Annotated in this window: 26 protein-coding genes; 14 read left to right on the top strand and 12 right to left on the bottom strand. The window is 38.5% G+C overall.

Going from position 1 to position 26,340, the window contains the following annotated elements; translation table 11 throughout:
* Positions 1-2: 2 nt before the first annotated feature.
* The gene (locus Q2U82_RS06395) at positions 3-2,447 is read right to left on the bottom strand and encodes a hybrid sensor histidine kinase/response regulator (protein WP_410006860.1); all 2,445 of its coding nucleotides are present in this window, start codon (positions 2,445-2,447) and stop codon (positions 3-5) included.
* A gap of 391 nt (positions 2,448-2,838) precedes the next feature.
* On the opposite strand from Q2U82_RS06395, the gene Q2U82_RS06400 reads away from it, so the two are divergent.
* Positions 2,839-5,031 carry a TonB-dependent receptor gene (locus Q2U82_RS06400; protein ID WP_410006861.1) on the top strand — a complete coding sequence of 731 codons (2,193 nt, stop codon included), beginning with the start codon at positions 2,839-2,841 and terminating at the stop codon, positions 5,029-5,031.
* Positions 5,032-5,036: 5 nt separating this feature from the next.
* On the opposite strand, the gene Q2U82_RS06405 is transcribed toward Q2U82_RS06400, so the two are convergent.
* Positions 5,037-5,474, bottom strand: coding sequence for a hypothetical protein (locus tag Q2U82_RS06405; RefSeq protein WP_410006862.1), 438 nt, complete (start codon positions 5,472-5,474; stop codon positions 5,037-5,039).
* 187 nt (positions 5,475-5,661) lie between these two features.
* On the opposite strand from Q2U82_RS06405, the gene greA reads away from it, so the two are divergent.
* Entirely contained in the window at positions 5,662-6,138 is a 477-nt protein-coding gene (gene greA, locus Q2U82_RS06410) for a transcription elongation factor GreA (protein WP_410006863.1), read from the top strand.
* Positions 6,139-6,140: 2 nt separating this feature from the next.
* Positions 6,141-6,536, top strand: coding sequence for an HIT family protein (locus tag Q2U82_RS06415; protein ID WP_410006864.1), 396 nt, complete (start codon positions 6,141-6,143; stop codon positions 6,534-6,536).
* Here Q2U82_RS06415 and Q2U82_RS06420 read toward each other — a convergent pair.
* Together Q2U82_RS06420 and Q2U82_RS06425 are read right to left on the bottom strand one after the other, a co-directional pair.
* Positions 6,533-6,877: a hypothetical protein gene (locus Q2U82_RS06420; protein WP_410006865.1), complete on the bottom strand. Its 345-nt coding sequence runs from the start codon at positions 6,875-6,877 to the stop codon at positions 6,533-6,535. The genes Q2U82_RS06415 and Q2U82_RS06420 overlap by 4 nt on opposite strands.
* Positions 6,878-6,879: 2 nt before the next feature.
* Entirely contained in the window at positions 6,880-8,019 is a 1,140-nt protein-coding gene (locus Q2U82_RS06425) for a sensor histidine kinase (protein ID WP_410006866.1), read from the bottom strand.
* 98 nt (positions 8,020-8,117) lie between these two features.
* Here Q2U82_RS06425 and Q2U82_RS06430 point away from each other — a divergent pair, with 98 nt between their 5' ends.
* From Q2U82_RS06430 to Q2U82_RS06455, 6 genes are all read left to right on the top strand, one after another.
* Positions 8,118-8,993: a flavin reductase family protein gene (locus Q2U82_RS06430; protein ID WP_410007140.1), complete on the top strand. Its 876-nt coding sequence runs from the start codon at positions 8,118-8,120 to the stop codon at positions 8,991-8,993.
* Between the two features lie 33 nt (positions 8,994-9,026).
* Positions 9,027-9,404: a DUF3127 domain-containing protein gene (locus Q2U82_RS06435; RefSeq protein ID WP_410006867.1), complete on the top strand. Its 378-nt coding sequence runs from the start codon at positions 9,027-9,029 to the stop codon at positions 9,402-9,404.
* Between the two features lie 22 nt (positions 9,405-9,426).
* Positions 9,427-9,801, top strand: coding sequence for a hypothetical protein (locus Q2U82_RS06440; RefSeq protein ID WP_410006868.1), 375 nt, complete (start codon positions 9,427-9,429; stop codon positions 9,799-9,801).
* Between the two features lie 123 nt (positions 9,802-9,924).
* The gene (gene aat, locus Q2U82_RS06445; protein WP_410006869.1) at positions 9,925-10,566 is read left to right on the top strand and encodes a leucyl/phenylalanyl-tRNA--protein transferase; all 642 of its coding nucleotides are present in this window, start codon (positions 9,925-9,927) and stop codon (positions 10,564-10,566) included.
* Between the two features lie 70 nt (positions 10,567-10,636).
* A complete protein-coding gene (locus Q2U82_RS06450) occupies positions 10,637-12,385 on the top strand; it encodes an agmatine deiminase family protein (protein ID WP_410006870.1) in 1,749 nt (582 codons plus the stop codon).
* 198 nt (positions 12,386-12,583) lie between these two features.
* On the top strand, positions 12,584-12,931 hold the full coding sequence (locus tag Q2U82_RS06455) for a hypothetical protein (protein WP_410006871.1): 348 nt from the start codon (positions 12,584-12,586) through the stop codon (positions 12,929-12,931).
* Here Q2U82_RS06455 and Q2U82_RS06460 read toward each other — a convergent pair whose 3' ends face one another.
* The 6 genes from Q2U82_RS06460 to Q2U82_RS06485 form a co-directional block, all read right to left on the bottom strand.
* On the bottom strand, positions 12,932-13,501 hold the full coding sequence (locus tag Q2U82_RS06460) for a DNA-3-methyladenine glycosylase I (protein ID WP_410006872.1): 570 nt from the start codon (positions 13,499-13,501) through the stop codon (positions 12,932-12,934).
* 85 nt (positions 13,502-13,586) lie between these two features.
* Positions 13,587-14,309, bottom strand: coding sequence for a hypothetical protein (locus tag Q2U82_RS06465; protein ID WP_410006873.1), 723 nt, complete (start codon positions 14,307-14,309; stop codon positions 13,587-13,589).
* Positions 14,310-14,380: 71 nt separating this feature from the next.
* A complete protein-coding gene (gene truB, locus Q2U82_RS06470) occupies positions 14,381-15,070 on the bottom strand; it encodes a tRNA pseudouridine(55) synthase TruB (RefSeq protein ID WP_410007141.1) in 690 nt (229 codons plus the stop codon).
* Entirely contained in the window at positions 15,070-15,855 is a 786-nt protein-coding gene (locus tag Q2U82_RS06475; protein WP_410006874.1) for an undecaprenyl-diphosphate phosphatase, read from the bottom strand. Before Q2U82_RS06475 ends, truB begins: the two co-directional genes overlap by 1 nt.
* The gene (locus Q2U82_RS06480) at positions 15,855-16,118 is read right to left on the bottom strand and encodes a DUF3098 domain-containing protein (RefSeq protein ID WP_068761829.1); all 264 of its coding nucleotides are present in this window, start codon (positions 16,116-16,118) and stop codon (positions 15,855-15,857) included. The genes Q2U82_RS06475 and Q2U82_RS06480 overlap by 1 nt, the downstream gene beginning before the upstream one ends.
* A gap of 48 nt (positions 16,119-16,166) precedes the next feature.
* Positions 16,167-17,045, bottom strand: a complete 879-nt coding sequence (locus tag Q2U82_RS06485; RefSeq protein ID WP_068761830.1) for a cell division protein FtsX — start codon at positions 17,043-17,045, stop codon at positions 16,167-16,169.
* 132 nt (positions 17,046-17,177) lie between these two features.
* Here Q2U82_RS06485 and Q2U82_RS06490 point away from each other — a divergent pair, with 132 nt between their 5' ends.
* From Q2U82_RS06490 to Q2U82_RS06500, 3 genes are all read left to right on the top strand, one after another.
* Positions 17,178-18,038, top strand: a complete 861-nt coding sequence (locus Q2U82_RS06490) for a UbiA family prenyltransferase (RefSeq protein ID WP_410006875.1) — start codon at positions 17,178-17,180, stop codon at positions 18,036-18,038.
* Between the two features lie 86 nt (positions 18,039-18,124).
* Positions 18,125-21,109 carry a leucine--tRNA ligase gene (locus tag Q2U82_RS06495; protein WP_410006876.1) on the top strand — a complete coding sequence of 995 codons (2,985 nt, stop codon included), beginning with the start codon at positions 18,125-18,127 and terminating at the stop codon, positions 21,107-21,109.
* Positions 21,110-21,163: 54 nt separating this feature from the next.
* Positions 21,164-21,853 (top strand): zinc metallopeptidase, encoded by a 690-nt coding sequence (locus tag Q2U82_RS06500; RefSeq protein WP_410006877.1) that lies wholly within the window; start codon positions 21,164-21,166, stop codon positions 21,851-21,853.
* A 135-nt stretch (positions 21,854-21,988) separates the two neighbouring features.
* Here Q2U82_RS06500 and Q2U82_RS06505 read toward each other — a convergent pair whose 3' ends face one another.
* A complete protein-coding gene (locus tag Q2U82_RS06505) occupies positions 21,989-23,356 on the bottom strand; it encodes a saccharopine dehydrogenase family protein (protein ID WP_410006878.1) in 1,368 nt (455 codons plus the stop codon).
* Between the two features lie 71 nt (positions 23,357-23,427).
* On the opposite strand from Q2U82_RS06505, the gene Q2U82_RS06510 reads away from it, so the two are divergent.
* Both Q2U82_RS06510 and pckA read left to right on the top strand, forming a co-directional pair.
* The gene (locus Q2U82_RS06510) at positions 23,428-23,826 is read left to right on the top strand and encodes a DUF423 domain-containing protein (protein WP_410006879.1); all 399 of its coding nucleotides are present in this window, start codon (positions 23,428-23,430) and stop codon (positions 23,824-23,826) included.
* Positions 23,827-23,896: 70 nt separating this feature from the next.
* Complete coding sequence (pckA, locus tag Q2U82_RS06515; RefSeq protein ID WP_410006880.1) at positions 23,897-25,498, top strand: phosphoenolpyruvate carboxykinase (ATP); 1,602 nt, start codon at positions 23,897-23,899, stop codon at positions 25,496-25,498.
* Positions 25,499-25,571: 73 nt separating this feature from the next.
* Here pckA and Q2U82_RS06520 read toward each other — a convergent pair whose 3' ends face one another.
* Positions 25,572-26,321: a uroporphyrinogen-III synthase gene (locus tag Q2U82_RS06520; RefSeq protein ID WP_410006881.1), complete on the bottom strand. Its 750-nt coding sequence runs from the start codon at positions 26,319-26,321 to the stop codon at positions 25,572-25,574.
* Between the last annotated feature and the right edge of the window lie 19 nt (positions 26,322-26,340).

Below are 26,340 nucleotides of genomic sequence, written 5' to 3' on the forward strand. Positions count from 1 at the left end.
AATTATCGGATTGAAAGCGCATTTTGTAAATCCCGAATGTTCAAAATAAGCTTCTCAAAATCCATCTTCATTTCCACAGGTTCAACTATTTCGGCAGTGTAATCCTCCATTTTTTCAAGGATAGGAATCACTTCTTTCGCCTTTAATTGGCGGAACATCGTCAACATTCTGTGGGCGATTTCGGTTATTGTATTTATATCCTTTTCGGCAATTGAATTTTTTATTTGTTGCAAATCTTTTTCGGTTTGTGTGTTGAAGACCTCCAGCACTTCTTCCAAGGCTTCGGGGGTATTTAAAAAGGATTTTAAAAGGGAAAGGTCAAATTTTTCGTTGGCTGCGGAATTTGATTTGAAAATTTCACCCACAATATTTTCTTTCGAAAAATTCCTGCGGTTTGGGAAAATGCGCTCCAAAACCGTAACGAGTTCCTGTTTTGAAAAGGGTTTCGGCAGCATTTCAGAAAACCCTTTTTTGAGGTAGAAATCACGGCTGTGCTCCCTACTTCCCGTCATTGCTATTACGGGCTGGTTTTTATAGGAATTTATTTCGCCGTTTTTCAATTTTTCCAAAACTGTAAAACCGTCGGTTTTTGGCATTTGGATGTCGGTTAAAACAAAATCAAAATCCGAACCGGTTCGAAAACTCTCATAACTTTGAAATGCTTCCGAAGCAATATCCATCTGCCCGAAAATTTCCTGCAAAAGGGCGCGCATCGCCTCATCATCGTCAATAATTACAGCTTTCAAACCCTTAAATGAATTGGATTCTTTCGGAATTGTTTTGGTCAAGACCCGTTCTGAATTTCTCAGCGGAAGCGTCAATATAAAGTTGCTTCCTTTTCCTAAAACACTTTCCACTTTTATGTTTCCACCCAAAAGCTCGGTGAGTTTTTTTGAAATGGCAAGTCCCAAACCGCTGCCGCCAAACTTGTGTGCAATTTCAGTTTCGGCCTGTGTAAATTCATTGAAAATGAGCTGCTGTTTTTCTTCGGAAATGCCAATTCCAGTATCGATTACCGAAATTTGAACCGTTGAAATTTTATTGTTTTTTTCAACTTCCTTTACCTTTATTTCAACACTTCCCGTTTCGGTAAACTTAAAAGCATTGCCGACAAGATTATTTATAATCTGCCTAATTCGCAATGGATCACTTTCAAAAATTCGATCATTCAGAGTTTCTGAAATCGAAATTTTCAACGCTACGGGCTTTTGAAGGAACACTTGTTTGGCCGCGTTTCCGGCTTCTCTAATTATATTTTCAAGAGAAAAAGGAATACTTTCCAAAGGTAATTTTCCAGCTTCCAATTTTGAAAAATCCAACAAGTCATCAACTAAATGCGCAATAAAATGCGAGCTTGAAGTAATCTGCGACAAATAGTTCTTTTGTTTTTCGGAAAGGTTTGAGTTTTCAAACAATTCAGCATAACCGCTAATAGTGTTTAAAGGTGTTTTTAAATCGTGACTTACCGTGGAAATGAGCTGTTCGCGGCTTTTCAAAAGTGATTCTGCATAATTTTTTGACTCTTCCAAATTCTTTTTAAAGCGTTCTGCCCTAAAAAAATCTGAAAGTATAAAATATGAAAATAACAAAACCACGATGCCGCCCAAGATGCCCGCAAACTTCAGAATTTCCTTTGTGCGTTCCATAGATTCGGCCCGCTGTTGTTTTTCCAGATTATTGTTTTTTGCAATTTCGAGGTCAAAACTGGCAATTATTTCCCGCAAACGTTCTGAAATATTGAGGTCGTTTCGAATCAATTCATTCTCTTTTTGTATCAAAGATTCCCGAATTCTCGAGTTTTCTTTTTTGGCTTCGGCAACAATATATCGAGAAGCAATAAGCATGGAATCTACTGTTTTCGACTTCACGGTAGAAGTATCGCGGGTTGCATCTCTGTTCAGATAATCTGCGTATGCCTCATAAACCCTTCGTTCCCGATTGCTTAATTTTGAAGGATTTCTGATCAATGATTCCACAGAATACAAGCCAACGGAGGATTCCAACTTGCGCACTTCCTTCATAATATCATCCAGCGAAGTGTCTTTTTTGTTGGTCAATCGAAGAATACGAAGCTGTTCAATATTTCGGTTTTTATCTTTTAATAAAGATTTTACACTGTCAAGTTGCTTTAATTGAAAATCATTATTTGTGAGCGACTTTATTTCTTCAATTTTTTTAAAAAGCGAATCGGTTTTGGCCATATATTTTTCAAAATCTTCATCGCTTTCCGTTAAGAGCGCAAGTCTTGAAAATCCGTCTGTTTCGTAAACCAGATTGATGAGCGTTCCGGTTTCAATGAATTTTTTTTCGCCTTTTGTTTCAGTAGATTCGGCAGTGAAATTTTTGAATTCAGAATATAAAAAAGCGCCAACCAAAACCGATAAAGCTCCCAAAACGAGGTAGCTAAGAATAATTTTAAAGGTGAATTTATTTTTTGAAGTGGCCATCGTTCAAATGTAAAGACTAAAAAAAAGAGGAAGTATTAAGAATATGGTAAAAAAAATCGAAATCGAAATCAAAAACTAAAACGATGCCGAAGTATTGGAAGAAATTGAAAAAAGAAATGTACTTTTGCCGAACATCTCAAAGGGGTGCTTTTGGAAGTACGAAATTGGAGATACGAGTTACGAAACTTTTTCGTCGCTCGTCGCCCAAAATTCCAACTTAAAAAGGCTGAGATTATACCCAAAGAACCTGGGCGGGTAATGCCGCCAAGGGATAACAAATAGGAACCCCCTGTAATATTGCACGACGCAATGTTTTCAGGGTTTTTTTATGTAACCATTTAACAAACCAAGAATAACGCCCCTTTTATTCGTATAAAATTATTTTTTACGAATGAAAAAGTTATTGATTTCCGCAGTTTTAAGTTTATTGTTTATTTCCGTTTCTGCGCAGGAAACGCCGCAGGAAAAAACGAAAGATTCCACAAAAGTTGAATCATTGGACGAAGTTTTGGTAAAAGCCGTCCGTGTTGAAGCAGATTCGCCAATTACCCACTCAAACCTCGATAAAGAAGAACTTGAAAAGCGAAACCTTGGGCAGGATATTCCGTATATGCTCAATTATCTTCCGTCGGTTGTAACTACGAGCGACGCTGGTGCTGGTGTGGGTTATACTTACATCCGGGTTCGCGGGAGCGATGCTTCGCGGGTGAATGTTACACTGAATGGAATTCCCTACAACGACTCCGAAAGCCAAGGTACATTTTGGGTGAATTTGCCCGATTTTACTTCTTCGGTGCAAAGTCTGCAATTGCAGCGTGGCGTGGGAACTTCAACCAACGGTTCTGGTGCTTTTGGCGCGAGTTTGAACTTGTTGAGCGATGCCGTTTCAAATGAAGCGTATGGTGAAATTGCAAATTCCTTCGGAAGTTATAATACACACAAACATAACGTCAAGTTCAGCACTGGCTTGCTTTCCGACCATTTTGAATTAGCGGGAAGGTTGTCAACAATCAAATCTGATGGATATATTGACAGGGCCAGTTCCGACTTGAAATCCTATTTTCTACAAGCAGCATTTGTGAATAGAAACACGTTGATTAAGGCTTTGGTTTTTGGTGGAAGAGAAGAAACCTACCAATCTTGGAACGGTTTGGAAGATCCCGAAAAGCTTAAAAATGATAGAACCTATAATACTGTTGGTGAATACACCGATGAAGATGGAAACATTCAGTTTTATGATAACGAAGTGGATAATTATGCGCAAGATCACTATCAATTGCTTTGGAACCAACGTTTCAATAACAATTGGAGCACAAATGTTTCTTTCAATTACACAAAAGGAAAGGGTTATTTTGAGCAATATAAAGAAGACGAAGATTTTGAAACCTACGGTTTTGAACCGATTGAAATTGGCAACGATACAATAAATACAACCGATGTAATCCGCCGTCGTTGGTTGGATAATGATTTTTATGCAGCAAATGCAAACGTGAATTACAAAAACAACAAAATTGATTTTACCGGTGGCGCTTTTTACAGTTATTACACTGGCGACCATTACGGCGAAGTAATCTGGGCGCGCTACGCCAGCGATTCGGAAATTCGAGATCGTTATTACGAAGGAAATGGCGAGAAAAGTGAGTTCACCGTTTTTTCAAAGGCAACCTATAAAATTGACGAGCAGTGGAGCGTTTTTGGCGATTTGCAGGGTAGGTTTTTGAATTATAAAACTTCTGGGATTACTTCAGATTTGGTTCCTTTGAATGTAGATGAAAACTATTCGTTTTTCAACCCAAAAGCGGGATTGACTTATAAATTGAATCTTTCAAATCAATTCTATTTTTCATATGGAAAAGCCCATCGCGAGCCTTCCCGAAACGATTATGAACAAGGAATTATTACTCCGGAAAAACTGGACGATTTTGAATTGGGTTGGCGTTTCGCTTCAGAAAAAACAAAAGTGAATACAAATGTGTTTTATATGAATTACAAAGACCAATTAGTCCTTTCTGGCGAATTGAACGACGTGGGTGCGGCCTTAAGAACCAGCAGCGGAAAAAGCTACCGTTTGGGATTGGAAGTGGATGCCGAAATACAGCTTTTGAAAAATTTGAGAACGCTTCCAAATATTGCTTTGAGTACCAATAAAAATGTAGATTTCGTTGCTTCTCGCGATGGCGAATTGGTAAATCTCGGCAATACAAATATTTCGTTTTCACCTTCAATAGTTGCTGGAAATATGCTGGAATATTCGCCTATTAAAAAATTGCAATTAGGTTTCCTTTCAAAATTTGTAGGCGAACAGTATATGGGGAATATTGATAGCGAAGCTTCAAAATTGGACAGTTATTTTATCAACGATTTGAATATCGTTTACACTTTGGACAATCTTCCTTGGATAAAAGAAGTAGTTTTTTCGGCATTGGTGAATAATATTTTCAACGTGAAATATATTTCCAACGGATACCTTTATACTTATGATGACGATTTCAGCAATCCTGGAACCGTTACTACTATTGAAGGTGCAGGTTATTATCCGCAGGCGACGATTAACTTTTTGGTCGGGGCGACGGTTAAGTTTTAAAAAAATTAATTGCTGATTACAATATTATTGCCATTGCGCTCGGCGCGATATGACTGCATCGGATATTTACCGTCTGGGTCGGAAGTATGTCTTCCAAAGTTTATGAGATTATACTCATTTTCATCATTTTGGCAGGGGCAACTTGCTACAGGACCATTAATTTCCATTCGAGAGCAATTGCTGGGTACGTGGTTTGGGTCAGTTAAATCATAAGCAAAATATTGTGTCTCACTTACGCAGATTACCACGATGCCTTTAATGCCTTGTGAAGTGATGACAGATTCTCCCGGAAATTTTAATCGATTGTATTCAGGAAGGTTTAAATTTAAATTCAAACTTACTACAGGATCTGTTAAATATGGATTACGGTCTTGCTTATCGTTATTTTTTGAACACGATAAGGTTATAAAAACCATTAATAGGAAGAATATTTTATTTTTCATCAAAACAATTAAATTTTAGGTCGAAATTACAACAAATTACGCAACAAGTAAATTTTTAGTATATTTGTTAAACACAATCCCGTCACCGTATGGGATTTTTTCAATTTATTAAAGTGAGTCCCGCCACGAGTCGGGATTTTGTTATATTAAAGAATATGTATGTTCTGCATACACAAACGATGAAGTTATGAGTAAAGTATCTTATTACACAGCTGAAGGATTAAAAAAGTTAAGAGATGAAGTGGACCAATTGCGCGATGTGGAGCGCCCAAAAGCCTCTAATGCCATTGCAGAAGCACGCGATAAAGGTGATTTGAGTGAAAATGCAGAGTATGACGCAGCAAAAGAAGCACAAGGAATGTTAGAAATGCGAATTGCAAAACTAGAAGAAATACTTGCCAATGCTCGTTTAATAGATGAATCTCAATTAGATTTGAGCAAGGTTTTGGTGCATTCAACCGTGAAAATTAAAAATCAAAACAACGGAATGGAAATGACCTACAAGTTGGTAGCGCAAAGTGAAGCTGACCTTAAAACGGGAAAAATTTCTGTAGATTCTCCAATCGGAAAAGGATTGCTTGGAAAAGAAAAGGGAGAAGTTGCCGAAATACAAGTTCCTAACGGAGTGCTTAAATTCGAAATATTAGAAATTTCAAGAAACTAGTTATGGCATCAATTTTCACACAAATAATCGAGGGTGAAATTCCTTGTTATAAAGTTGCCGAAGACGATAATTTTATTGCGTTTTTGGATATAAATCCGAATGCAAAAGGTCATACATTATGTGTTCCAAAAGAAGAGGTAGATAAGATTTTTGATATGGGCGAACATATGTATTTACAATTGATGCAGTTTTCCCGTAAAGTGGCCCGTGCCCTTGAAAAAACCGTTCCATGCAAGCGTGTGGGAATGGCAGTTGTAGGTTTGGAAGTGCCACACGTTCACGTACATCTTATTCCTTTGAATGAAATGGATGATATGCGGTTCACTAAAAAAATAAAAATGACTTCAGAGGAATTTGAAACCTTAGCTGAAGCGATTGCCGAAAAATTAAAACCTTAAGAAGGAATTAAAATATAGACTACAGCGGCAACCAGAACGATAGCCACAACCACAGAAATATAAAATAGCGGCTTTACCTTTAAATACTGTTTATTGGTTTCCGCTATTTTTTTATTGTAATCAAAAACGCGTTCAATATCTTCCGTCCAGTCTACTGGGTAAATATCGTTTTTACACGTCTTGCAGTAAAGCTTGTTTTCAATTTCTATGGCTGGTTTTTTAAAAAATGGAGTTTCCTTTTCTTCTTGAATAAAGGTAAATTCCAAGCCATCTGTTCCAAAACAGGTTGGACAGTTGTTCTTAATGGGTGCTGTATGTAAAATATGTGTTTTTCGTTTCATTATTAACTTTCAGTCTTTAAGGCTATTTCCATTGTTGTGCCTTGATTTGGGACACTCTTCAAAACGCGAATTTTTCCGTTGTGATATTCTTCAATAATACGTTTTGCCAAAGATAAACCCAATCCCCAACCTCTTTTTTTTGTAGTGTGTCCTGGGGTGAATATTTTTCGAAACTCACTTTTTGACAAGCCTTTTCCTGTGTCGGTTATGTGAACCAAAGCATTTTTTGAGTTCTTTTCTATGGAAATGGAAATGGTTCCTTTTCCCTTCATAGCATCAATACCATTTTTCACTAAATTTTCAATAGTCCAACTGAAAAGTTGTGGGTTCAATTCAACATAAATTGGTTTTTCTGGAACGTTGAGTTGAAAGTTAATCAGCTTTGAGGTGCGTTTTTGTAAATAATTAAAAGTAGCTTTTGTTTCTTCAACCAAATCATACTGTTCAAGTTTTGGCACCGACCCTATTTTTGAAAAACGATCCGTTATGGTTTCCAATCTAGAAATGTCTTTCTCCATTTCAAGAATATATTCCGGATTCACATTTTCACTTTTTAATATTTCAGTCCAACCCACCAAAGAGGAAAGCGGTGTGCCAATTTGATGCGCCGTTTCCTTTGCCATTCCTGCCCAAAGCCTGTTCTGCTCGGCAGATTTGGAGGTTTTGTAGAAAAGGTAAACTGCTAAAATGAAGAGAAAGATTATTAAAATCAAAAATGCGGGATAATATTTCAGTTTGTTAATCAATGGGGAATTTCCATAATAAATTGTAGAAAGAAGTTCGTCTTCGTTTCGAATTTCAATAGGTGTATATTCAGAAGAGAATTGCTGTATTAATTTTTTCTTTTTTTCGATAGAATTTATTTCCAAAGAATCAATATTTCGCTCAGTATAGGCTTTTTCCTTCTCTGTATAGAGAATCATAGGGGTGCTGGTATTACTCTGGATTACCGTTAAAATCATTTCTCCCACCATTGGGTTTTGCAGAAGATCATGATAGGCTGCGGCCCAAATCTCCATCTTGGCGCGTTCATTAGCCTTTAATTGTTGAAAAAAAACTAAGGTATTCCACAAAATAAGACTGATAACAATAAGGGAAGCTAAAATAAATCCCCAACGGGAGAGTGATTTGTTGCGCAACATAAAGAATTTTTTTCCAGTTTAAATATAAAGCAAATATGTTGATATTATTGTACAATCATGTTTTTAGAAGCTATAATCTTTGGGTACTTTTGCAAGCAATGATTTCTATTGAACCACACGAATTATCTACGGGAAAACTGCACGGCTACCTTTTGGGCGCCGTTTCGCCACGGCCAATATGCTTTGCGAGTACCATGGACAGCGAGGGAAACGTGAACCTTTCGCCTTTCAGTTTTTTTAATGTTTTTAGCGCCAAACCGCCAATCTTGGTTTTTTCGCCCGCACGCCGGGGTCGCGATAACACAACAAAACACACCTATGAAAATGTTTTGGAAGTGCCCGAAGTGGTTATAAACATTGTGAGTTTTGAAATGGTTCAGCAAGTTTCGCTATCCTCAACCGAATATGCAAAGGGTGTAAACGAGTTCACAAAAGCCGGTTTTACCGAATTGCCTTCGGAAATGGTAAAACCACCTCGCGTGGCCGAAGCTCCCGTGCAACTGGAATGTAAGGTAAACGACGTAATTAAACTGGGTACTGAAGGCGGCGCCGGAAATTTGGTTATCTGCGAAGTGGTAAAACTTCACATAAAAGAAGAAATTTTAGGCGAAGATGGCAACATCGATCCTTTTAAAATTGACACGGTTTCCAGACTTGGCGGCAATTGGTACAGCCGTGCCAAAGAAGGCCTTTTTGAAGTTCCAAAACCATTGACAACGTTGGGGGTTGGCGTTGATAGCCTTCCGGAAGAAATTCGCCTTAGCAAAGTCTTGACAGGAAATGATTTGGGGATGCTTGGCAACGTAGAAAATTTCCCAAATTCGGAAGAAATTAATACCTTTATAAATGCTTCGGAAGAACTAAAATGGTTGCGGGATGAAGGCAATTCTTTAGAAATTCATAAAAAAGCTCAAGACTTGTTGTGTGAAGGGAAAATAGATGATGCTTGGAAGGTGCTTTTAAGTAAAAAATAGAACGAAAAACAATTAAGAATAAACAATAAAACGATGGAACTACAAGGAAAAATTAAGATGATAGATGAAACCAAAACCTACGGAAACAATGGGTTTAGGAAACGCGAGCTGGTAATTACTACCGAAGAACAATATCCGCAACATATTTTGATTGAATTTGTACAGGACAAAACAGATTTGTTGAACAATTATAAAGTAGGGCAGGATGTGAAAGTGAGTATCAACGTTCGCGGCCGCGAATGGGTAAACCCACAGGGCGAGACCAAATATTTCAACAGCATTCAAGGCTGGCGTGTTGAAAACCTTTCGCAAGCATCTGGAAGTGGCGATATGCCTCCAATGCCTCCAGCGGAAGCTTTTGAGCCAGCAAACGATTTTAACGAAGAAGAACACGATGATCTTCCTTTTTAAGAAATAGCAAAAAAAAAAATAATTGTTTAAAAAACCTCGAAGCCATGCAAAAATTCGAGGTTTTTTCATGCTTATAACTCCCGCACTGCCAATTGCATCTCTTGCAAAGCCATTTGCAACTCCTGCATTGCCAATTGCATCTCTTACGACGCTATTTGCAACCCCTGCATTGCCAATTGCATCTCTTGCAACGCTATTTGCATCTCTTACAACACTATTTGCAACTCCTGCATTGCCAATTGCATCTCTTGCAACGCTATTTGCAACCCCTGCATTGCCAATTGCATCTCTTGCAACGCTATTTGCATCTCTTACAACGCTATTTGCAACTCCTGCATTGCCAATTGTATCTTGCACATTGCCAATTATATCTTACGCATTGCCAATTGTATCTTGAACAATGTCAATTATATCTTGCAAAAAAACCATTGTCCTTTCATACAAACCCAAAACCCAGAAACCAAAACCCATAATCGTCCACGAATTGTTATTAATGAAAAAAATTCAGCAATTTTGAACCATGAATTTTTTAACCGAAAAACTTTGGTTCCCAAATCCTACGGAAGCCACTTCCGATGGTTTGCTCGCCATTGGCGGTGATCTTTCAACGGAACGTTTGCTGCTTGCATACCATTCAGGAATTTTTCCGTGGTTTGAAGACGATCAGCCTATTCTGTGGTGGAGCCCTGACCCGCGGATGATATTATTTCCCGAAAAATTTAAGGTCTCCAAAAGTCTTCGGAAGACATTAAAAAGTGAAAAATTCAGAATTACCTTCAACAAAAATTTTCCTGAAGTTATTAAAAACTGCGCCACCGTTCTGCGAAAAGGACAAGCTGGAACGTGGATTACCAAAGAAATGCAGCAAGCATATATTGCATTGCACAGTGCCGGCCACGCAGTTTCCGTTGAGGTTTGGGAAGATGAAAAACTTGTTGGCGGCCTCTACGGAATTGATCTTCCGCAAAAAAAAGTGTTTTGTGGCGAGAGTATGTTCAGTTTGGTGAACGATGCTTCAAAAGTGGCTTTTTATCATCTTTCGGAATATGTAAAAACTAAAGATTATAAGTTTATTGATTGCCAGGTTTACAACGAGCATTTGGAAAGTTTGGGGGCGGAGGAGATTGGGAGAGAGGAGTTTTTTGAGCTATTGGTATTATAAAATTATGGGGAACAGTTAACTATACAATAATTTAAAATTCTATCTTCGTAATCCACAATTCACTATTCAGATGAAAAATAACTACACAAAATACCTTTTGGTATTGTTGATGGCATTACAATCCACCTTTTCCATTTCACAGGAAAAACCGAATCTCCCTCACAATTTAACCGAAACAGAAAAAGCACTGGTTTCGGAATTTCAATTTACAAATCCGCGATTTTCCCCTCCGCCTTCTGGCCCCGTGCGTGCCGCTGCAGAATGGGAGGAGGTAGAATATCTTTTGGTGACTTGGAATCCTTCCTACCCAAATATTCTTCGGCAAATTGTTCAGGCTGGGGTGCAGGAATGCAAAGTGATCATTACAACTCAAAACCAAGCTTCGGTTTCTAATTACTTAACCACAAACGGTGTAGATATAACGAATGTTACATTTTTAAATGTGCCGTGGGACAGTATTTGGATTCGTGATTATGCTGGAAACACAATTTATTCGGACGATGTGGGCGAACTTGCATTGACTGATTGGATTTATAACCGTCCTCGCCCAAATGATGATGTAATGCCTGTAGCCCACGCAGCACAAGCTGGTATCCCACTTTATACAACCAATTCGGGCACAAATGATTTGGTTAACACAGGTGGAAATTATATGAGTGACGGGATGGGAAATGCTTTTGCTTCAAATTTAATTTTGAACGAAAATGCCGCTGGAAATCCCTACGGAGTAAGCGTTAAAACCGAAGCCCAAATTGACGGGATTATGCAGGAATATATGGGAATTAACCGTTTCGTTAAAATGAATACATTGCCTTATGACGTAATCCACCATATTGATATGCACATGAAATTGCTTGATGAAGAGACAATCCTCGTAAGCAAATATCCTCCCGGAGTAGCCGATGGCCCACAGATTGAAGCAAATATTCAGTATGTTTTGGATAATTTTGAATCGCCATTTGGAACTCCTTATGATATTGAATGGATTGACGCACCACCAAGTGCAGGCGGAAACTATCCAAACACAGGTGGCCCATACAATACCTATAGCAATGCTGTTTTCGTGAACAAAACCATTATGGTGCCCACCTACCGTCCCGAAGTTGATGTGCCAGCTTTGGCCCAATACCAGGAAATGTTGCCGGGTTATAATGTTGTGGGGATTGATGTAGATAATCCAGGTGAAAATTTAATAAATTCTTTGGGTGCTATTCATTGCATTACGCACACTATTGGCGTTGCGGAACCGCTTTGGATAGTTCATCAACCAATTGATGAAGCCAATGCCGGAAGTACAGTAACTATTGATGCGTTTATAAAACACGTTTCATTTATAGAACAAGCCAAGGTTTTTTGGAGGGAAGAGGGGACAAATACTTTCAACGAAATTGACATGGCTCCTTCCAATTCTGATTATTGGACAGCAGATTTAACTATCCCGAATTCACCCACTAACATAGAATATTATATTTGGGCAAAAGCTTTTTCTGGAAAGGAATTAACCCGCCCTATTGTTGCGCCAGAAGGTTATTGGACCATTCAAGTGGAAACTCTCTCCGTTGATGAGTGGGCGCAGAATCATATTTCGGCTGCCTATCCTAATCCAACTACAGGAAAAGTTTCTTTTAATATGAATGCCATTCAAGGTCAAGTTTCTGTAAAAATTCACAACCTTTTGGGCCAGAAATTATATGAAACTAAGGTTGAAAACGGAAATGGAAAAATAACCTTAGATCTTAATCAAAACTGGCAAGGAACCCTATTGATAACCTTTGAAGGTGACTTTGGAAAAATTCATAGAAAAGTTATTAAGCTGTAAATGCTTTTTGAAAACCAAAAAAAGCATTGATTATATAGAATTTGTTTTTTCAAATTGAAGCAAAAATGTAGCACAACTTTGTTAAATTATTCTATCGTGGCAATATATTGAAAGCTTTTTAGTTTTTTTGATTAACAAACCTCACAGATAGCTTTATTCCCATTAAAAAACAGCTATTTGTAAAACTCGATATCCCCAATGATTACAAAGCGCAACCTACTTGCATTATTTTTATTTGCCAGTATTTCCACTTTTTCTTTTTCACAAACCAATTCGCATAAAACCGACGTCAATAAGGATATTGATGTGGTTCGTGTATATGAACAAGTGGTTGTGGAAGGCTACGGAACACCCTTCATCTATAAAAAACTTGCAACGGCATATTATTTCAAAAACGAATACGGAAAGGCACTGGCTTGGTTTCAAAAATTATTTGCTGAAGAAAAAAATACAGATCCGGAATTAGCGCATCAATACAATCAGACTTTGAAAGCCGTTGCGGCTGCAAACTCCACAGCTTCCCTAAAAACTTCCTTTTTAAAATAATCACACTTCGTGATAGCGGAAACAGTTTTCAATGTGGTCGTTTACCATTCCCGTAGCTTGCATGTGTGCATAAACAACTGTACTGCCAACGAATTTGAACCCACGCTTTTTTAAATCCTTGCTCAAGGCATCACTCATTGCTGTTGTTGCTGGGGCATCAGTATGCGTTTTCCAAGTATTTTTAATGGGCTTGTGGTTTACAAATTCCCAAATGTAATTGCTGAAACTGCCAAATTCCTTTTGGATTTCCATAAAGAGTTTTGCGTTTGTAACTGCAGCGTGAACCTTCAATTTATTGCGAATAATCCCTTCATTTTGAAGCAATGAATCAATTTTTGATTGGTCGTATTTCGCTATTTTCTTATAGTCGAAATTGTCAAAAGCTTTTCTAAAATTTTCCCTTTTCCGAAGAATGGTAATCCAGCTCAATCCTGCCTGGAAGGTTTCCAATATTAAAAATTCAAAAAGCGTTTTATCATCCTTAACCGGAACGCCCCATTCCTCATCGTGATATTTTACGTAAAGCGGATCGGTACCGCACCAACCACAGCGCACTTTTTCTGAAGACATAATTTTAAATTTTGTTTATTGAGATTATCGAATAAGAAGCAAGACTATAATTACTGCCAACTGCAACTGCCAACTGAACACTTTTTTATTGTTGTCCGGGAAAATTAAATGTAATCGTGCCCAATTGTTTCGTTTTTGAAGCATCGGTGGTGAAGCGCGCTTGTTCTGCATATTCCAAAGCCGCGTCAATCAAGCATTCGTTTGAAGTTGTGGAAGAAGTTTTATTGTATGAATTCTTCACTACTTTCCCCAAATTATTGACTTCAATATTTATAACAACTTTTCCAGAACCGTAACAAGTATAAACCGGATTGGGAAGGTCGATATCTTTTCTATTTACCAATTGATAGCTAATTGTGGTATTTCTATTGCCGCTTTTTACGACAGCTTCACCTTCTTTTTCACTTTCACTGTTGGAAAACTTCTTCTTTTTTTCTTTTTCAGGTTTGGTTATTACCGAAGCCCCATTTCCATTATCACTTTTTGAATTCTCCAGGGCCTCGTTCATTTCTTGAAGCTTGCCTTCTGTGGTTTCCGTTTCTTCCTGATTTTCATTTTCTACGGAAGAAATAAATTTTTCGGCTTCATTATATGCACGGTTGGTTTCCACTTTCACTTTTTCCGGCGTAAGCTCTGCAATGGCGAGGTCTTCGGGGAGCAATTCTTCGGGAGCCATAACCACATCATAGGTTTCCTCATTTGTTTCCACTTTTTCCTTGGACAATTTAATGCTATATAATGATAACACTAAAATGCCTGTAAGCAGTGAAGTTATAAGAAAAGCTCTGTATGAATAATTGAAGTTCATTATTGCAAGTACCGAAATTTTGTGCAAAATTCCACAAAAACGCTGAAAATTAAGAGGCTATTAGCGTTATTTTAACTTGGAAGCGAAGATTCAAAGGCTTCAATACCAACAGCGTTTTCAACAGAAAAGTCGGCAATTTTTGTTCTTCGCAAAGCGGAAAGATGCGCTCCATTGTTCAAAGCCTTTCCAAAATCATTCGCAAGCGAACGAATATAAGTGCCTTTACTACAAACCACGCGAAAATCTATTTTTGGAAGTTCGATGTTTGTTATTTCAAATTCTGAAATGGTTACTGTTCTATAGGGAATTTCCACCTCTTCGCCACTTCGCGCAAATTCATACAAACGTTTTCCATCTTTCTTTAAAGCAGAAAAAACAGGCGGTTGTTGCTGAATTTCACCTAAAAATTGCTTTGTGGCCTCGTATATTTTTTCTGAAGTGATTTCGGAAATATCAAAGATTTGGTCAGTTTCAGTTTCCAAATCGTAGCTGGGCGTGGTTGCGCCCAAAGTAAAAGTTCCGGTATATTCTTTTTCCTGCGCTTGAAAAGTATCTATTTTTTTGGTGAATTTACCCGTGCAAATAATCAAAAGCCCTGTAGCCAAAGGATCGAGCGTGCCGGCGTGCCCAACTTTTATCTTTTTAATGTCGAAGGATTTTCGGATGAGCCATCGCACCTTATTTACCGCTTGGAATGAAGTCCATTCCAAAGGTTTGTCTATCAAAATTACTTGGCCTTCTTTGTAATCTTCCGCAGTCATCAAATTACGGTAAGTTCTTGAATAAACAAATGAATCAATAAAACGGCGATTCCGGCGATAATTCTATAATAGCCAAATATTTTAAAACCGTGCTTGCTCAAATAATTGATGAAGGATTTTATAGCAATCAAAGCGACAATAAAACCGACAACATTTCCAATAATCAAAAGATTCACTTGTTCCGAAGAAAGCTGGAAGCCTGCTTCGTAATAATCATAGCTTTTCTTTACCGTTGCGCCTAGCATCGTTGGAATTGCCAAAAAGAAAGAAAATTCAGCAGCCACTGTTCGCGAAAGTTTTTGGCTCATACCGCCCACAATACTTGCTCCACTTCGGGAAACGCCCGGAATCATTGCCAAACATTGGAAGAACCCAATTTTTAATGCGGTTAAATAGGAGATTTCAGTTTCTTCGCCATCACCAAACCAATCGTCCACTTTTAAAAGAATAAATCCACCGATTATTAACGAAATAGCTACTGTAATGGGGTTTTCTAAAAGACTGTCAATAAAATCACTTAAAAGCAATCCTAAAAATACGGCAGGCAGGAAAGCCACAAAAAGCTTATAATAAAAATCCATAGTTTGAAAAAAGCGTTTGAAGTATAAAACCACAACGCTCATAATAGTTCCCAGCTGGATAACGATGGTAAAAAGTTTGGTAAAGTCATCGCCAGCAATCCCAAAAAAGGAGGAAGCGATAATCATATGTCCCGTGGAAGAAACGGGCAAAAATTCGGTTAAACCTTCAATAATCGCAAGGACAATGGCTTGTAAAGTATCCACTAATTTTCTTCTTTGCTGTCGGGTTTCAATAAAATGGCGTAAACTTCAATGGCAAATCCTAAAAGCACCATTGCTGGAGCTAAACGGATGCGTCGCCAATTGTAAATTTCTGGATTGAAAACATTTGGGTCATCACTTCCGCCACCGGTCATCAGTATAAACCCAAGAACTATAAATGCCACGCCAATAAGCATGAACTTGTAGTTTTTTCTATCAAAAACAAATTCTGTTTTTGTTTCTTCTTTGCGTTTTTTCTCTCCCATTATTTCAGAGTTTCAGGTTTCAGGTTTAAAGTTTCAGGTTTTTCAAATCTAATAATATAAATCGTCCGTGCGTAAATTCAAAAAACGCTGTGTTGCGATAAAAGTACTTATCCAAGTAATAATAACGCCCATTAAAAGTATAAAAGCAAAAAGGATAGTTAGTAAAACCGGATCTCCCAGCAATTGTAATTGCGGGAAACTTTCGTTGAGGTAATACAACACCAATGCCATCCCGATCATAGCGACTATGGCCCCAACTATGCCGAGGCGAACACTTTTCCAAACAAAAGGCTGGCGAATAAATTTCTTGGTCGCTCCAACCATTTGCATTGTTTTTATGGTAAATCGCTTCGCATAAATACTTAATCGAATGCTGCTGTTTATAAGCAATACCGCAATAAACGTGAAAATTCCGCTGACTACCAAAACCCAAAAACTGATGCGTTTCACGTTTTCGGTGAGTTGTGCAATCAAAGGTTTGTCATAAATAACATCGTCCACAAAATCCTTGCTTTTCAGCTCGTTTGTGATTTCCTCCATTTTTGCGGGCGTAACATAATCTGCCAAAATATAAACGTCAATGCTATTTTGAAGTGGATTTTCGCCTAAATATTCAATGAAATTTTCGCCCAAAGTTTCTTGATGTTCCTTTGCGGCATCTTCCTTTGAAACAAAAGTTGCAGACTTGGTATATTCCGCCAAAGCCAGACTTTGCTTGAGTTGCGTAATTTCAACTTCCTTCGCCGTGTCTTTCAAAAAAACGGTTATCGCAATTTGTTCCTTAAAATAATCGGCTACTTTTTTTGAATTCAAAACCAACAATCCCAACAGGCCCAATAGAAAAAGAACCAGTGAAATACTGATAACTACTGAAAAATAGGAAGAAATCAACCTGCGTTTTTGATATTTTTCAAAAGAAGAACTCATAGGGTTTGCTGAATTTTGCCGTAAAAATACAAGTAATTTTGCATCTTGTGTTAAACAACGCCGAAAGTTTCCAATTTGTTATAATAAGATTATTTTTGGAGTGCCCTAAATTTCGGTATTATCATAAAAAATTTGCTAAAATCCCTAAAAATTTCCCGACCGGGACTTTGGTTTCCAACAATTTGGATTTATTTGGTTCCATTCCAACTAGCTTCAAACTTTTGGGAAAAACCACTTTTTTGGGTTGGACTCTTCTTTGTTACTTTTCCTTTGAATTTCTTGGTTTACGGATTGAATGATTTTACTGATGGCAAAGCAGATTCCTTAAACCCGCGAAAGGGAAACTATCTTTTTGGTGCCAAATTGAGCAAAGAAGAACTAACCAACGTACCGTGGCACATCTGCTGTGTAATGGTGCCTTTTTTGGCATATTTCGCTTACGTTGGCGGCGGCGAACTTTTCATTCTTTTATTGTTTATGATTGTTATTAATATCATTTACAACTACAAACCCTTTCGACTAAAAGAACGCCCGCCGTTTGAGATTTTAATACAGGTTGGATATGTTTTCACGGCACTTTTCAGTATTCAGCTGAACAATTTGGAAATGCTTCCATGGCAAACAATGCTTTACCTCACACTCTTTGCTTTTCAAGCCCATATTGCTGGGGAAATTATGGATATTGAACCCGATAAGTTGGTCGGAAAGAAAACCACTGCAGTTTTAATAGGAAGAAAAAATGCGAAGTTTTTAATGCTTTTTCTACTATTATTTGAAGCGTATATCTTGAAATTCTGGTTTGATGATTGGGTATTGTCGGGCTTTTTGGCGGTTTTTTCGCTTTGGCTGATTTTGGATATTTTCGTTTTTTTCAAAGACAAACCTTATACGTTGAGACAAATGAAAATCTTCGGGATCGCCATCAACGTTTCCGCAATTCTTTCGATGATTTGGGTACTTTATTCCGGAAATTTGCTACATCCAAATTTTTAAAATATAGGGTTTTACTTCTTCCAATAAACCTTAAATTTGCGGCTCTTTCCACCAGTGGAAATAATTTTCAAAAGAAAAACAAGAAGATGGGCAAATATCACTTCAACGAGATAGAAGCAAAGTGGCAAAAACATTGGGCCGAAAATCAAACCTTTAAGGCCGAGAACGATAGCGAAAAACCGAAATACTATGTTTTGGATATGTTTCCCTATCCGTCCGGCGCGGGCTTGCACGTTGGGCATCCGCTCGGGTACATTGCCAGTGATATTTATGCGCGCTACAAACGCCACCAAGGGTTTAATGTGTTGCATCCGCAGGGTTATGATTCTTTCGGACTTCCGGCAGAGCAATATGCCATCCAAACGGGGCAGCATCCCGCAAAAACTACTGAAGAAAATATTGCCCGTTACCGCGAACAGCTTGATAAAATAGGTTTTTCCTTCGATTGGAGCCGAGAGGTGCGTACTTCAAACCCTGAATATTACAGATGGACGCAGTGGATTTTCCTGCAGCTTTTTGAAAGTTGGTATGATAAGGATTTAGATAAAGCTCGCTCTATTGAAGAGCTTCGCGCCATTTTTTCTTCTGAAGGAAATATTCACATAAACGCAGTTTGCGATGAAGGAATTGCACATTTCACGGCTTCGGATTGGCTTGGTTTTTCTGAAACTAAAAAGCAGGAAATCCTTTTAAAATATAGATTGACCTATTTGGCCGAAACCGAAGTAAACTGGTGCCCGCAACTGGGAACCGTTTTGGCAAATGACGAAATAGTAAACGGCGTTTCCGAACGCGGCGGCTATCCGGTTGTGCGAAAAAAGATGAAACAGTGGAGCATGCGCATCACAGCCTACGCTCAGCGTTTATTGGACGGACTAGATAAAATAGATTGGCCGCAACCATTGAAGGATTCGCAGACCAATTGGATTGGCAGGAGCAAAGGGGCTACGGTGGAATTCAAAATTCAGAATTCAGAATTCAAAATTCCAGTGTTTACAACCCGCCCCGATACCATCTTCGGAGTAAGTTTTATGGTTTTGGCGCCGGAGCACGATTTGGTTTCAAAAATCACCACCGCCCAACATAAAGAAGCAGTTGGAAAGTATGTGGAAGCCACCGCAAAACGCAGCGAGCGCGAACGAATGGCCGATGTAAAAACCATCACCGGCGTGTTCACGGGCGCGTATGCGGAGCATCCATTTACAAAGGAACCTATTCCAATTTGGATTGGCGATTACGTTTTGGCGGGTTACGGCACGGGCGCGGTAATGAGCGTTCCCTGTGGCGACCAGCGCGATTATGATTTTGCGAAACATTTCAATCTGCCCATTCCGAATATATTTAAGGATGCGGATATTTCTGAGGAAGCCTATTCCGATAAGGAAAATACAATTATTGCCAATAGCGATTTTCTCAACGGCTTAAACTATGCCGAAGCTACCGATAAAATAATCGCTGCCTTGGAGGAAAAAGGGATTGGCAAAGGCAAAATAAACTACCGATTGCGCGATGCCGTTTTTAGTCGCCAGCGCTATTGGGGCGAGCCCTTCCCTATTTATTACAAAGACGGAATGCCGCAAATTATCCCTACGGAATCTTTGCCATTGCGCCTTCCCGAAGTTGAAAAATACCTGCCAACCGAAGAAGGTGAGCCGCCGTTGGGCCGTGCCGATGATTGGGCGTGGAATGAAAAGGAGTTGTCGGTTGTCAGTTGTGAGTTGATTGACCACAAAACTGTTTTTCCTTTGGAATTGAACACCATGCCGGGTTGGGCGGGAAGTAGTTGGTACTTTTTCCGATATATGGAAGATGAAAAGCGCGACGAAGTTTTTGCCTCAAAAGAAGCATTGAACTATTGGAAAAACGTGGATTTATATATTGGCGGAAGCGAGCATGCCACCGGCCATTTATTGTACAGCCGTTTTTGGGTAAAATTTATGCACGACCGCGGCTTGGTGCCCGTGGACGAACCTTTTAAGAAGCTGATAAATCAAGGGATGATTTTGGGGGAGAGTGCTTTTGTGAATAGAATTACGGCAGGTTATAATAAAGGCGATACTTATTATGTATTTCAAAGCTCAGTTCCGATTCTTATATCTGATTCTTTTATTGATAAAAGTTTAAAACATATTCATAACATTGATAAAGATTCTAATTCGAAAACATACAATATTATATTACAGAAATTTATTGAATTAAATCCTGATTTTAAAAACCAAGAAATTGAATTTAGTTATACTCCATTTCACGTTGATTTAGCTTTGATAAATGAGACAAAAAATGAATTAGACATTGAAACTTTCAAAAATTGGCGAGAAGAATATAAAAACGCAGAATTTATTACTGAAGAAGATGGGAGTTTCAAAGTTTCCCGCGAAGTAGAAAAAATGTCCAAAAGCAAATACAACGTGGTAAACCCCGATGATATTTGCGAGCAATACGGCGCCGACACTTTAAGAATGTACGAAATGTTCCTCGGCCCGCTGGAACAGGCAAAACCGTGGAATACCGCCGGTATTACGGGCGTACACGGTTTCCTTAAAAAACTTTGGAAATTGTATCATTCGGGCGAGAACGAAAGTTTTTATGTTTCGGATGATTCGGCTTCAAAAGATAGCTTGAAAACTTTGCACAAAACCATCAAAAAAGTACAGGAGGATATTGAGAATTTCAGTTTCAATACTTCGGTTTCCTCTTTTATGATTGCGGTGAACGAGCTTTCGGCAGAAAAATGTAATTCACGCGAAGTTTTGGAGCCGTTGGCAATTCTTATTTCGCCCTATGCGCCGCATATTGCGGAAGAGCTTTGGGAGAAATTGGGCCATTCGGGAAGCATTTCCACAGCGCCTTTCCCAAAATTTGAGGAGAAATATTTGGTGGAAAGCAACAAGGAATACCCCATCTCCTTTAACGGAAAAATGCGTTTTACCTTGGAACTTCCACTTGATTTAAGCAAAGATGAAATTGAATCTGCCGTAATGGCACACGAGAAGACAGCCCAATATTTAGAGGGAAGAACGCCGAAAAAGGTAATTATCGTGCCCGGAAAAATCGTAAATATCGTGGGTTAAAAATTTGCACGCTTTTTGATTAAATTTGAAGTAAGAATTTAAAAACTAAAAAAAATGTTTGGATACTATATAATTGCAGGAATAATCTTTTTGGTGAGTTGGTACGTAAGCCACAAATTGAAAAGCAAGTTTAAGGAATACAGCAAAATCCACCTTCAAAATGGAATGAGCGGGAAGGAAATCGCCGAAAAAATGCTCGCCGATAACGGTATTACTGATGTTCAGGTTATTTCTGTTGCAGGACAATTGACGGATCATTATGATCCATCAAAGAAAACGGTAAACTTGAGTGAGCCAGTTTATATGCAGCGCAACGCAGCTGCGGCAGCGGTTGCGGCCCACGAATGTGGCCACGCCGTGCAACACGCCACAGCTTACAGTTGGTTGAAATTGCGATCCACCATTGTTCCGGCGGTTAGCGTTTCAAGTAAACTTTCCAATTTTGTGATTATGGCCGGTATTATTCTTTTCGCAACTGGTTCCACTTTTGGGACTTGGATTTTCGGAGTAGGAATTTTACTTTTTGCAGTAACTACGGCTTTTGCTTTTATAACGCTTCCAGTGGAATTTGACGCAAGTAAAAGAGCGCTGGTTTGGTTGGAAAGCAGCAATATGGTTACGCCACAGGAACACGCAGGAGCAAAAGACGCATTGAAATGGGCGGCGAGAACGTATGTTGTTGCAGCGCTTGGTTCTTTGGCAACCTTGCTATATTTCATCTCAATTTTCTTGGGAAGAAGATAAAACGATTTACGATTTTAGATTGACGATTGTCGATTTTTGAATTAAAAAAACCCGCGGATACGCGGGTTTTTTCATTACTCATTACTCATTACTCATTACTCAATTACTCATTACTCACTACTCACTACTCACTACTCAATGAACATTGTCCGGATTGTAGCCCGCATATTTCACTTCTTCCTCGTGAAAAATGACTCCGTTTTCTTCTAATTCTTTTAAAATTGGTTCGTAAACTTCTTTTGCGATTGGAAGTTGAACTCCGGGAGTGGTTATTTCTTCATTTAAAATTTTCAAAGCAGCAATTGCTACAGGAAGTCCAACGGTTTTCGCCATTGCGGTGTAGGTTTGGTCTTCTCCAATCAATGCCATGTGACTGTCAATCTGGTATTGTTTTCCATCTAATTCATAGCCAAACTTATGATACATTACAATCATATCTTTATCGTGTGGGGCCAAAGTCCATTTGTCTTCCAGTATTTTTTGAAGTCCCATTGCTGGAGTTGCATCTTTTATTCCCAAAGTTTTTTCTTTGGTGAAAAGATCCAATTCTTCCAATTTGTCCCACATTAAATCATCTTGTTCTATTTTCAGAGCGTGGCGAAGTTTTAATTCTACTGAATCTGATGGTGAATAGGGTAGAAAAAGATTCACGAATTCTCGATAGCTCATATTTTCAGAATCGGGAATGGTGTAGCTGTCATCGGTCATTCCCAACTGAACAAACATATTCCAGGCGCGGCTGAAACCCACACGGCGAATGGTGCCGCGATACAGCGTTAAAATATTTTCCAATCCATAAACTGACTGGTATTGTAAGGAATTTCGATTGGCATACACTTCAAATTTGCCATACCCTTCAATATTGATAAATTCGGTTCTTCGGAAAAGTCTGTGATACGGAATATACTTGTATTTACCTTCCTGTATAAATTCCGCAGCGCCGCCTTGGCCTGCCAAAACAACGTTTCGTGGATTCCAGGTAAATTTATAATTCCAAAGATTGTTATCGCTTTCCGGGGCAATCAAGCCTCCGCAGAACGATTCAAAAAGCAGCATTTTTCCGCCTTTGGCACGAATTCTATCAATCACTTGCATGGCGCTCATATGGTCCACTCCAGGATCGAGCCCAATTTCATTCATAAAAACCAAGCCTTTTGATTCGGCTTTATGGTTCAGCGCCTGCATTTCTTTGCTTACGTAAGATGCCGTAACCATATGCTTTCCAAATTCAATGCAATCGCGGGCTACTTCAATATGATAGCGTGCGGGAAGCATGGAGATTACCAAATCACTGTTTTCCACCGCTTCCTTTCTTTGCACATCATTAAAAACATCGAGCATAATCCCTCGGGCATTGGGATGGCCAGCTGTAAATTTTTGCGCAGACTGAATGGAAATATCCCCAATGGTTATAAAAAGGTCTTCTTTTTCACTTTTGTCAAGCAAATAACGAATCAAACTTGTGGCAGATCTTCCTGCACCTATAATTAATATGTTTCTCATTGGGAGAGTTTTTTGTTAACTTTGAAGATAGATTTTGTAATGGACGAAATTACTAATTCCAAATTTTAAAAATGACAGTTTTAGATAAAAAAATGGTGGTGACAGCTTCTTTTCTCACCGCCTTCACAATTGCTCTTGGGGCTTTTGGAGCACACGGTTTAAAAAATATTGTGGAAGCTTCGGCATTAAATACTTTTGAAACTGGCGTGCGCTACCAAATGTACCATTGTCTCGCCATTTTAGTGTTGGGATTGGCTCCAACAATTCAAGAGAAACTAAAAAAAACTGTGTTTTGGTTTTTTATTTTAGGAATAATCCTTTTTTCGGGGTCTATTTATCTGCTCGCGCTGAATGAAGTTTTGCCTTTTAACGCTGCCAAGATTGGATTTATAACCCCAATTGGAGGGTTAATGTTTATCATTGGTTGGTTTTGGTTTGCTTACAAGATACTTACGTTAAAGAACAAATAAATGTTTTTTATATTTTCTTCAATCTCTCTAAGATTTGCTACTTTTGTACTCTACAAAATTTAAAAAAGGTATGGTCGATAAAAACCAAGCTACGAAAACGATTTCGATTGATAAATACGGAATCAAAAATGCAAAAGTTAAATATCAACTTTCTTCTGAAGAACTTCACGACGAAACATTGCAAAAAGGACAAGGTGAAGAAGCCGCTAGTGGTGCCTTGTCAGTAAACACTGGAGAATTTACAGGAAGGTCCCCAAAAGATAGATTTATTGTAAAAGACGATGTTACTCGTGACAAAGTTTGGTGGGGAAACGTAAACATTCCGTTTCCGCCAGATATGTTCGATGCGCTTTACAACAAGGTTGTTGATTATCTTTCAGGAAAAGAAGTGTACGTTCGCGATAGCTATGCCTGCGCTGACGAAAAATACAAACTAAACATTCGGGTAATTACTGAAAACCCATGGTCTAATATGTTTGCCCACAATATGTTTCTTCGTCCCAATGAAGAAGAATTGGCATCTTTTGACCCAGAATGGCTTATTGTGAATGCGCCTGGGTTTTTGGCAAATCCAGAATTAGATGGCACCCGTCAACATAATTTTGCAATATTAAACTTCACAAAAAAAATAGCTTTAATTGGTGGGACAGGATATACTGGTGAAATTAAAAAAGGAATTTTTTCTGCTCTTAACTTTATTCTCCCTGTAGATAAAAACACAATGCCAATGCATTGCTCTGCAAACGTTGGTGATGATGGAGAAACGGCTATTTTCTTTGGCCTATCAGGAACTGGAAAAACAACACTTTCTGCAGACCCAGATCGTAAATTGATTGGTGATGACGAACACGGTTGGACTGAAGACAACAAAATCTTCAACTTTGAAGGAGGTTGTTACGCGAAGGTTATAAATCTTTCTGAAGAAAACGAACCAGATATTTTTAATGCTATAAAGCCAGGTGCAATCCTTGAAAATGTTGTAATGGATGAAAATGGCGAAGTTGATTTTGCCAATACTTCCATTACCCAAAACACAAGGGTTAGTTATCCAATCTATCACATTAAAAACATTCAAGTGCCATCGATAGGCCACAACCCAAAAAATATTTTCTTCTTAACTGCAGATGCTTTTGGTGTTTTGCCTCCAATTTCAAAATTGACTCCTGGGCAAGCGGCATATCACTTTATTAGTGGTTATACTGCAAAAGTTGCAGGAACTGAAGAAGGAATAAACGAGCCAACGCCAAACTTCTCAGCATGTTTTGGCGCCCCTTTTATGCCACTTCACCCAACAGAGTATGCCGAAATGTTAAGCAAAAAGATGAAGACAGCTGGTGTTAACGTTTGGCTGGTTAATACAGGATGGACAGGTGGACCTTATGGTGTGGGAAGTAGAATGAAACTGAAATACACCCGTGCAATGATTTCTGCTGCATTGGAAGGAAAACTGAAAGATGTTGAATTTGAAAAGCACCCAATTTTCAATTTGATGATGCCGAAATCCTGTCCGAACGTTCCTTCGGAAATATTAAACCCTAAGGAAACCTGGAAGAACAAAAAGGCATATGATATTCAAGCAAAAGAATTGGCAAACTCTTTCAAAGAGAACTTTGCTAAATTTGAAAGTTATGCAAATGATGAAATTCTATCCGGAGCTCCCGCTTCAGAATAATTTCTTTAAATAGTTAATAAACAAAAAGGCTTGCCAATATGGCAAGCCTTTTTTTATTTGCAATTAATCGATCTTATTTTTTGTTGTTCACCTCTTTAATGTACTTTTCCAAAGCCATTGTCATAGAAGGAGTTTCGGGGGTTGGGGCTTGAATGTCCACGCGTAGACCTTGCTCAGTGGCTGCTTTTACCGTTGTGTTTCCAAATACCGCTATGCGTGTATCTTTTTGATCAAAATCAGGGAAGTTTTCAAAAAGAGATTCAATTCCACTGGGGCTGAAAAACACTAAAATGTCATAGTAAACGTCACGAAGATCTGAAAGGTCGCTGATAACGGTTTTGTAAAACGTAGCTTCTTTCCAATCTACTTTTAATTCGTTCAATACTTCCGGCACTTCAGGCTTCAACTTATCTGAAGTTGGAAGCAGGAATTTTTCGTTTTTATACTTTTTTATCAAAGGAGCAAGTTCAGAAAAAGTTCTTTTTCCCACATAGATTTTCCGCTTTCTGTAAACAACATATTTTTGAAGATAATAAGCTACCGCTTCACTCAAGCAAAAATATTTCATGGTGTCTGGCACCTTAAAACGAAGCTCGTCTGCAATCCTAAAATAATGATCCACAGAATTTCGACTCGTAAGAATAATTGCGGAATAATGGGTAAGATCAACTTTTTGGGCTCGAACATCCTTTCCTGACACGCCTTCAACGTGAATAAAAGGCCGGAAATCTATTTTTACTTTTTGTTTTTCGATTAAATCGAAATAGGGAGAGTTTTCAATTTTAGGCTCGGGCTGGGAAACCAAAATAGTTTTCACTTTCATAGATGTTCCTGATTTTTAT

The sequence above is a fragment of the Aequorivita nionensis genome, from assembly GCF_046352995.1.
In the GTDB taxonomy this organism is placed as follows: Bacteria; Bacteroidota; Bacteroidia; order Flavobacteriales; family Flavobacteriaceae; genus Aequorivita; species Aequorivita nionensis.

Bases quoted from the DNA above. Each gene is read 5' to 3' on its own strand.
- Q2U82_RS06395 (WP_410006860.1), bottom strand. From the start codon at position 2,447: ATGGCCACTTCAAAAAATAAATTCACCTTTAAAATTATTCTTAGCTAC.
- Q2U82_RS06400 (WP_410006861.1), top strand. From the start codon at position 2,839: ATGAAAAAGTTATTGATTTCCGCAGTTTTAAGTTTATTGTTTATTTCC.
- Q2U82_RS06405 (WP_410006862.1), bottom strand. From the start codon at position 5,474: ATGAAAAATAAAATATTCTTCCTATTAATGGTTTTTATAACCTTATCG.
- greA (WP_410006863.1), top strand. From the start codon at position 5,662: ATGAGTAAAGTATCTTATTACACAGCTGAAGGATTAAAAAAGTTAAGA.
- Q2U82_RS06415 (WP_410006864.1), top strand. From the start codon at position 6,141: ATGGCATCAATTTTCACACAAATAATCGAGGGTGAAATTCCTTGTTAT.
- Q2U82_RS06420 (WP_410006865.1), bottom strand. From the start codon at position 6,877: ATGAAACGAAAAACACATATTTTACATACAGCACCCATTAAGAACAAC.
- Q2U82_RS06425 (WP_410006866.1), bottom strand. From the start codon at position 8,019: ATGTTGCGCAACAAATCACTCTCCCGTTGGGGATTTATTTTAGCTTCC.
- Q2U82_RS06430 (WP_410007140.1), top strand. From the start codon at position 8,118: ATGATTTCTATTGAACCACACGAATTATCTACGGGAAAACTGCACGGC.
- Q2U82_RS06435 (WP_410006867.1), top strand. From the start codon at position 9,027: ATGGAACTACAAGGAAAAATTAAGATGATAGATGAAACCAAAACCTAC.
- aat (WP_410006869.1), top strand. From the start codon at position 9,925: ATGAATTTTTTAACCGAAAAACTTTGGTTCCCAAATCCTACGGAAGCC.
- Q2U82_RS06450 (WP_410006870.1), top strand. From the start codon at position 10,637: ATGAAAAATAACTACACAAAATACCTTTTGGTATTGTTGATGGCATTA.
- Q2U82_RS06455 (WP_410006871.1), top strand. From the start codon at position 12,584: ATGATTACAAAGCGCAACCTACTTGCATTATTTTTATTTGCCAGTATT.
- Q2U82_RS06460 (WP_410006872.1), bottom strand. From the start codon at position 13,501: ATGTCTTCAGAAAAAGTGCGCTGTGGTTGGTGCGGTACCGATCCGCTT.
- Q2U82_RS06465 (WP_410006873.1), bottom strand. From the start codon at position 14,309: ATGAACTTCAATTATTCATACAGAGCTTTTCTTATAACTTCACTGCTT.
- truB (WP_410007141.1), bottom strand. From the start codon at position 15,070: ATGACTGCGGAAGATTACAAAGAAGGCCAAGTAATTTTGATAGACAAA.
- Q2U82_RS06480 (WP_068761829.1), bottom strand. From the start codon at position 16,118: ATGGGAGAGAAAAAACGCAAAGAAGAAACAAAAACAGAATTTGTTTTT.
- Q2U82_RS06485 (WP_068761830.1), bottom strand. From the start codon at position 17,045: ATGAGTTCTTCTTTTGAAAAATATCAAAAACGCAGGTTGATTTCTTCC.
- Q2U82_RS06495 (WP_410006876.1), top strand. From the start codon at position 18,125: ATGGGCAAATATCACTTCAACGAGATAGAAGCAAAGTGGCAAAAACAT.
- Q2U82_RS06500 (WP_410006877.1), top strand. From the start codon at position 21,164: ATGTTTGGATACTATATAATTGCAGGAATAATCTTTTTGGTGAGTTGG.
- Q2U82_RS06505 (WP_410006878.1), bottom strand. From the start codon at position 23,356: ATGAGAAACATATTAATTATAGGTGCAGGAAGATCTGCCACAAGTTTG.
- Q2U82_RS06510 (WP_410006879.1), top strand. From the start codon at position 23,428: ATGACAGTTTTAGATAAAAAAATGGTGGTGACAGCTTCTTTTCTCACC.
- pckA (WP_410006880.1), top strand. From the start codon at position 23,897: ATGGTCGATAAAAACCAAGCTACGAAAACGATTTCGATTGATAAATAC.
- Q2U82_RS06520 (WP_410006881.1), bottom strand. From the start codon at position 26,321: ATGAAAGTGAAAACTATTTTGGTTTCCCAGCCCGAGCCTAAAATTGAA.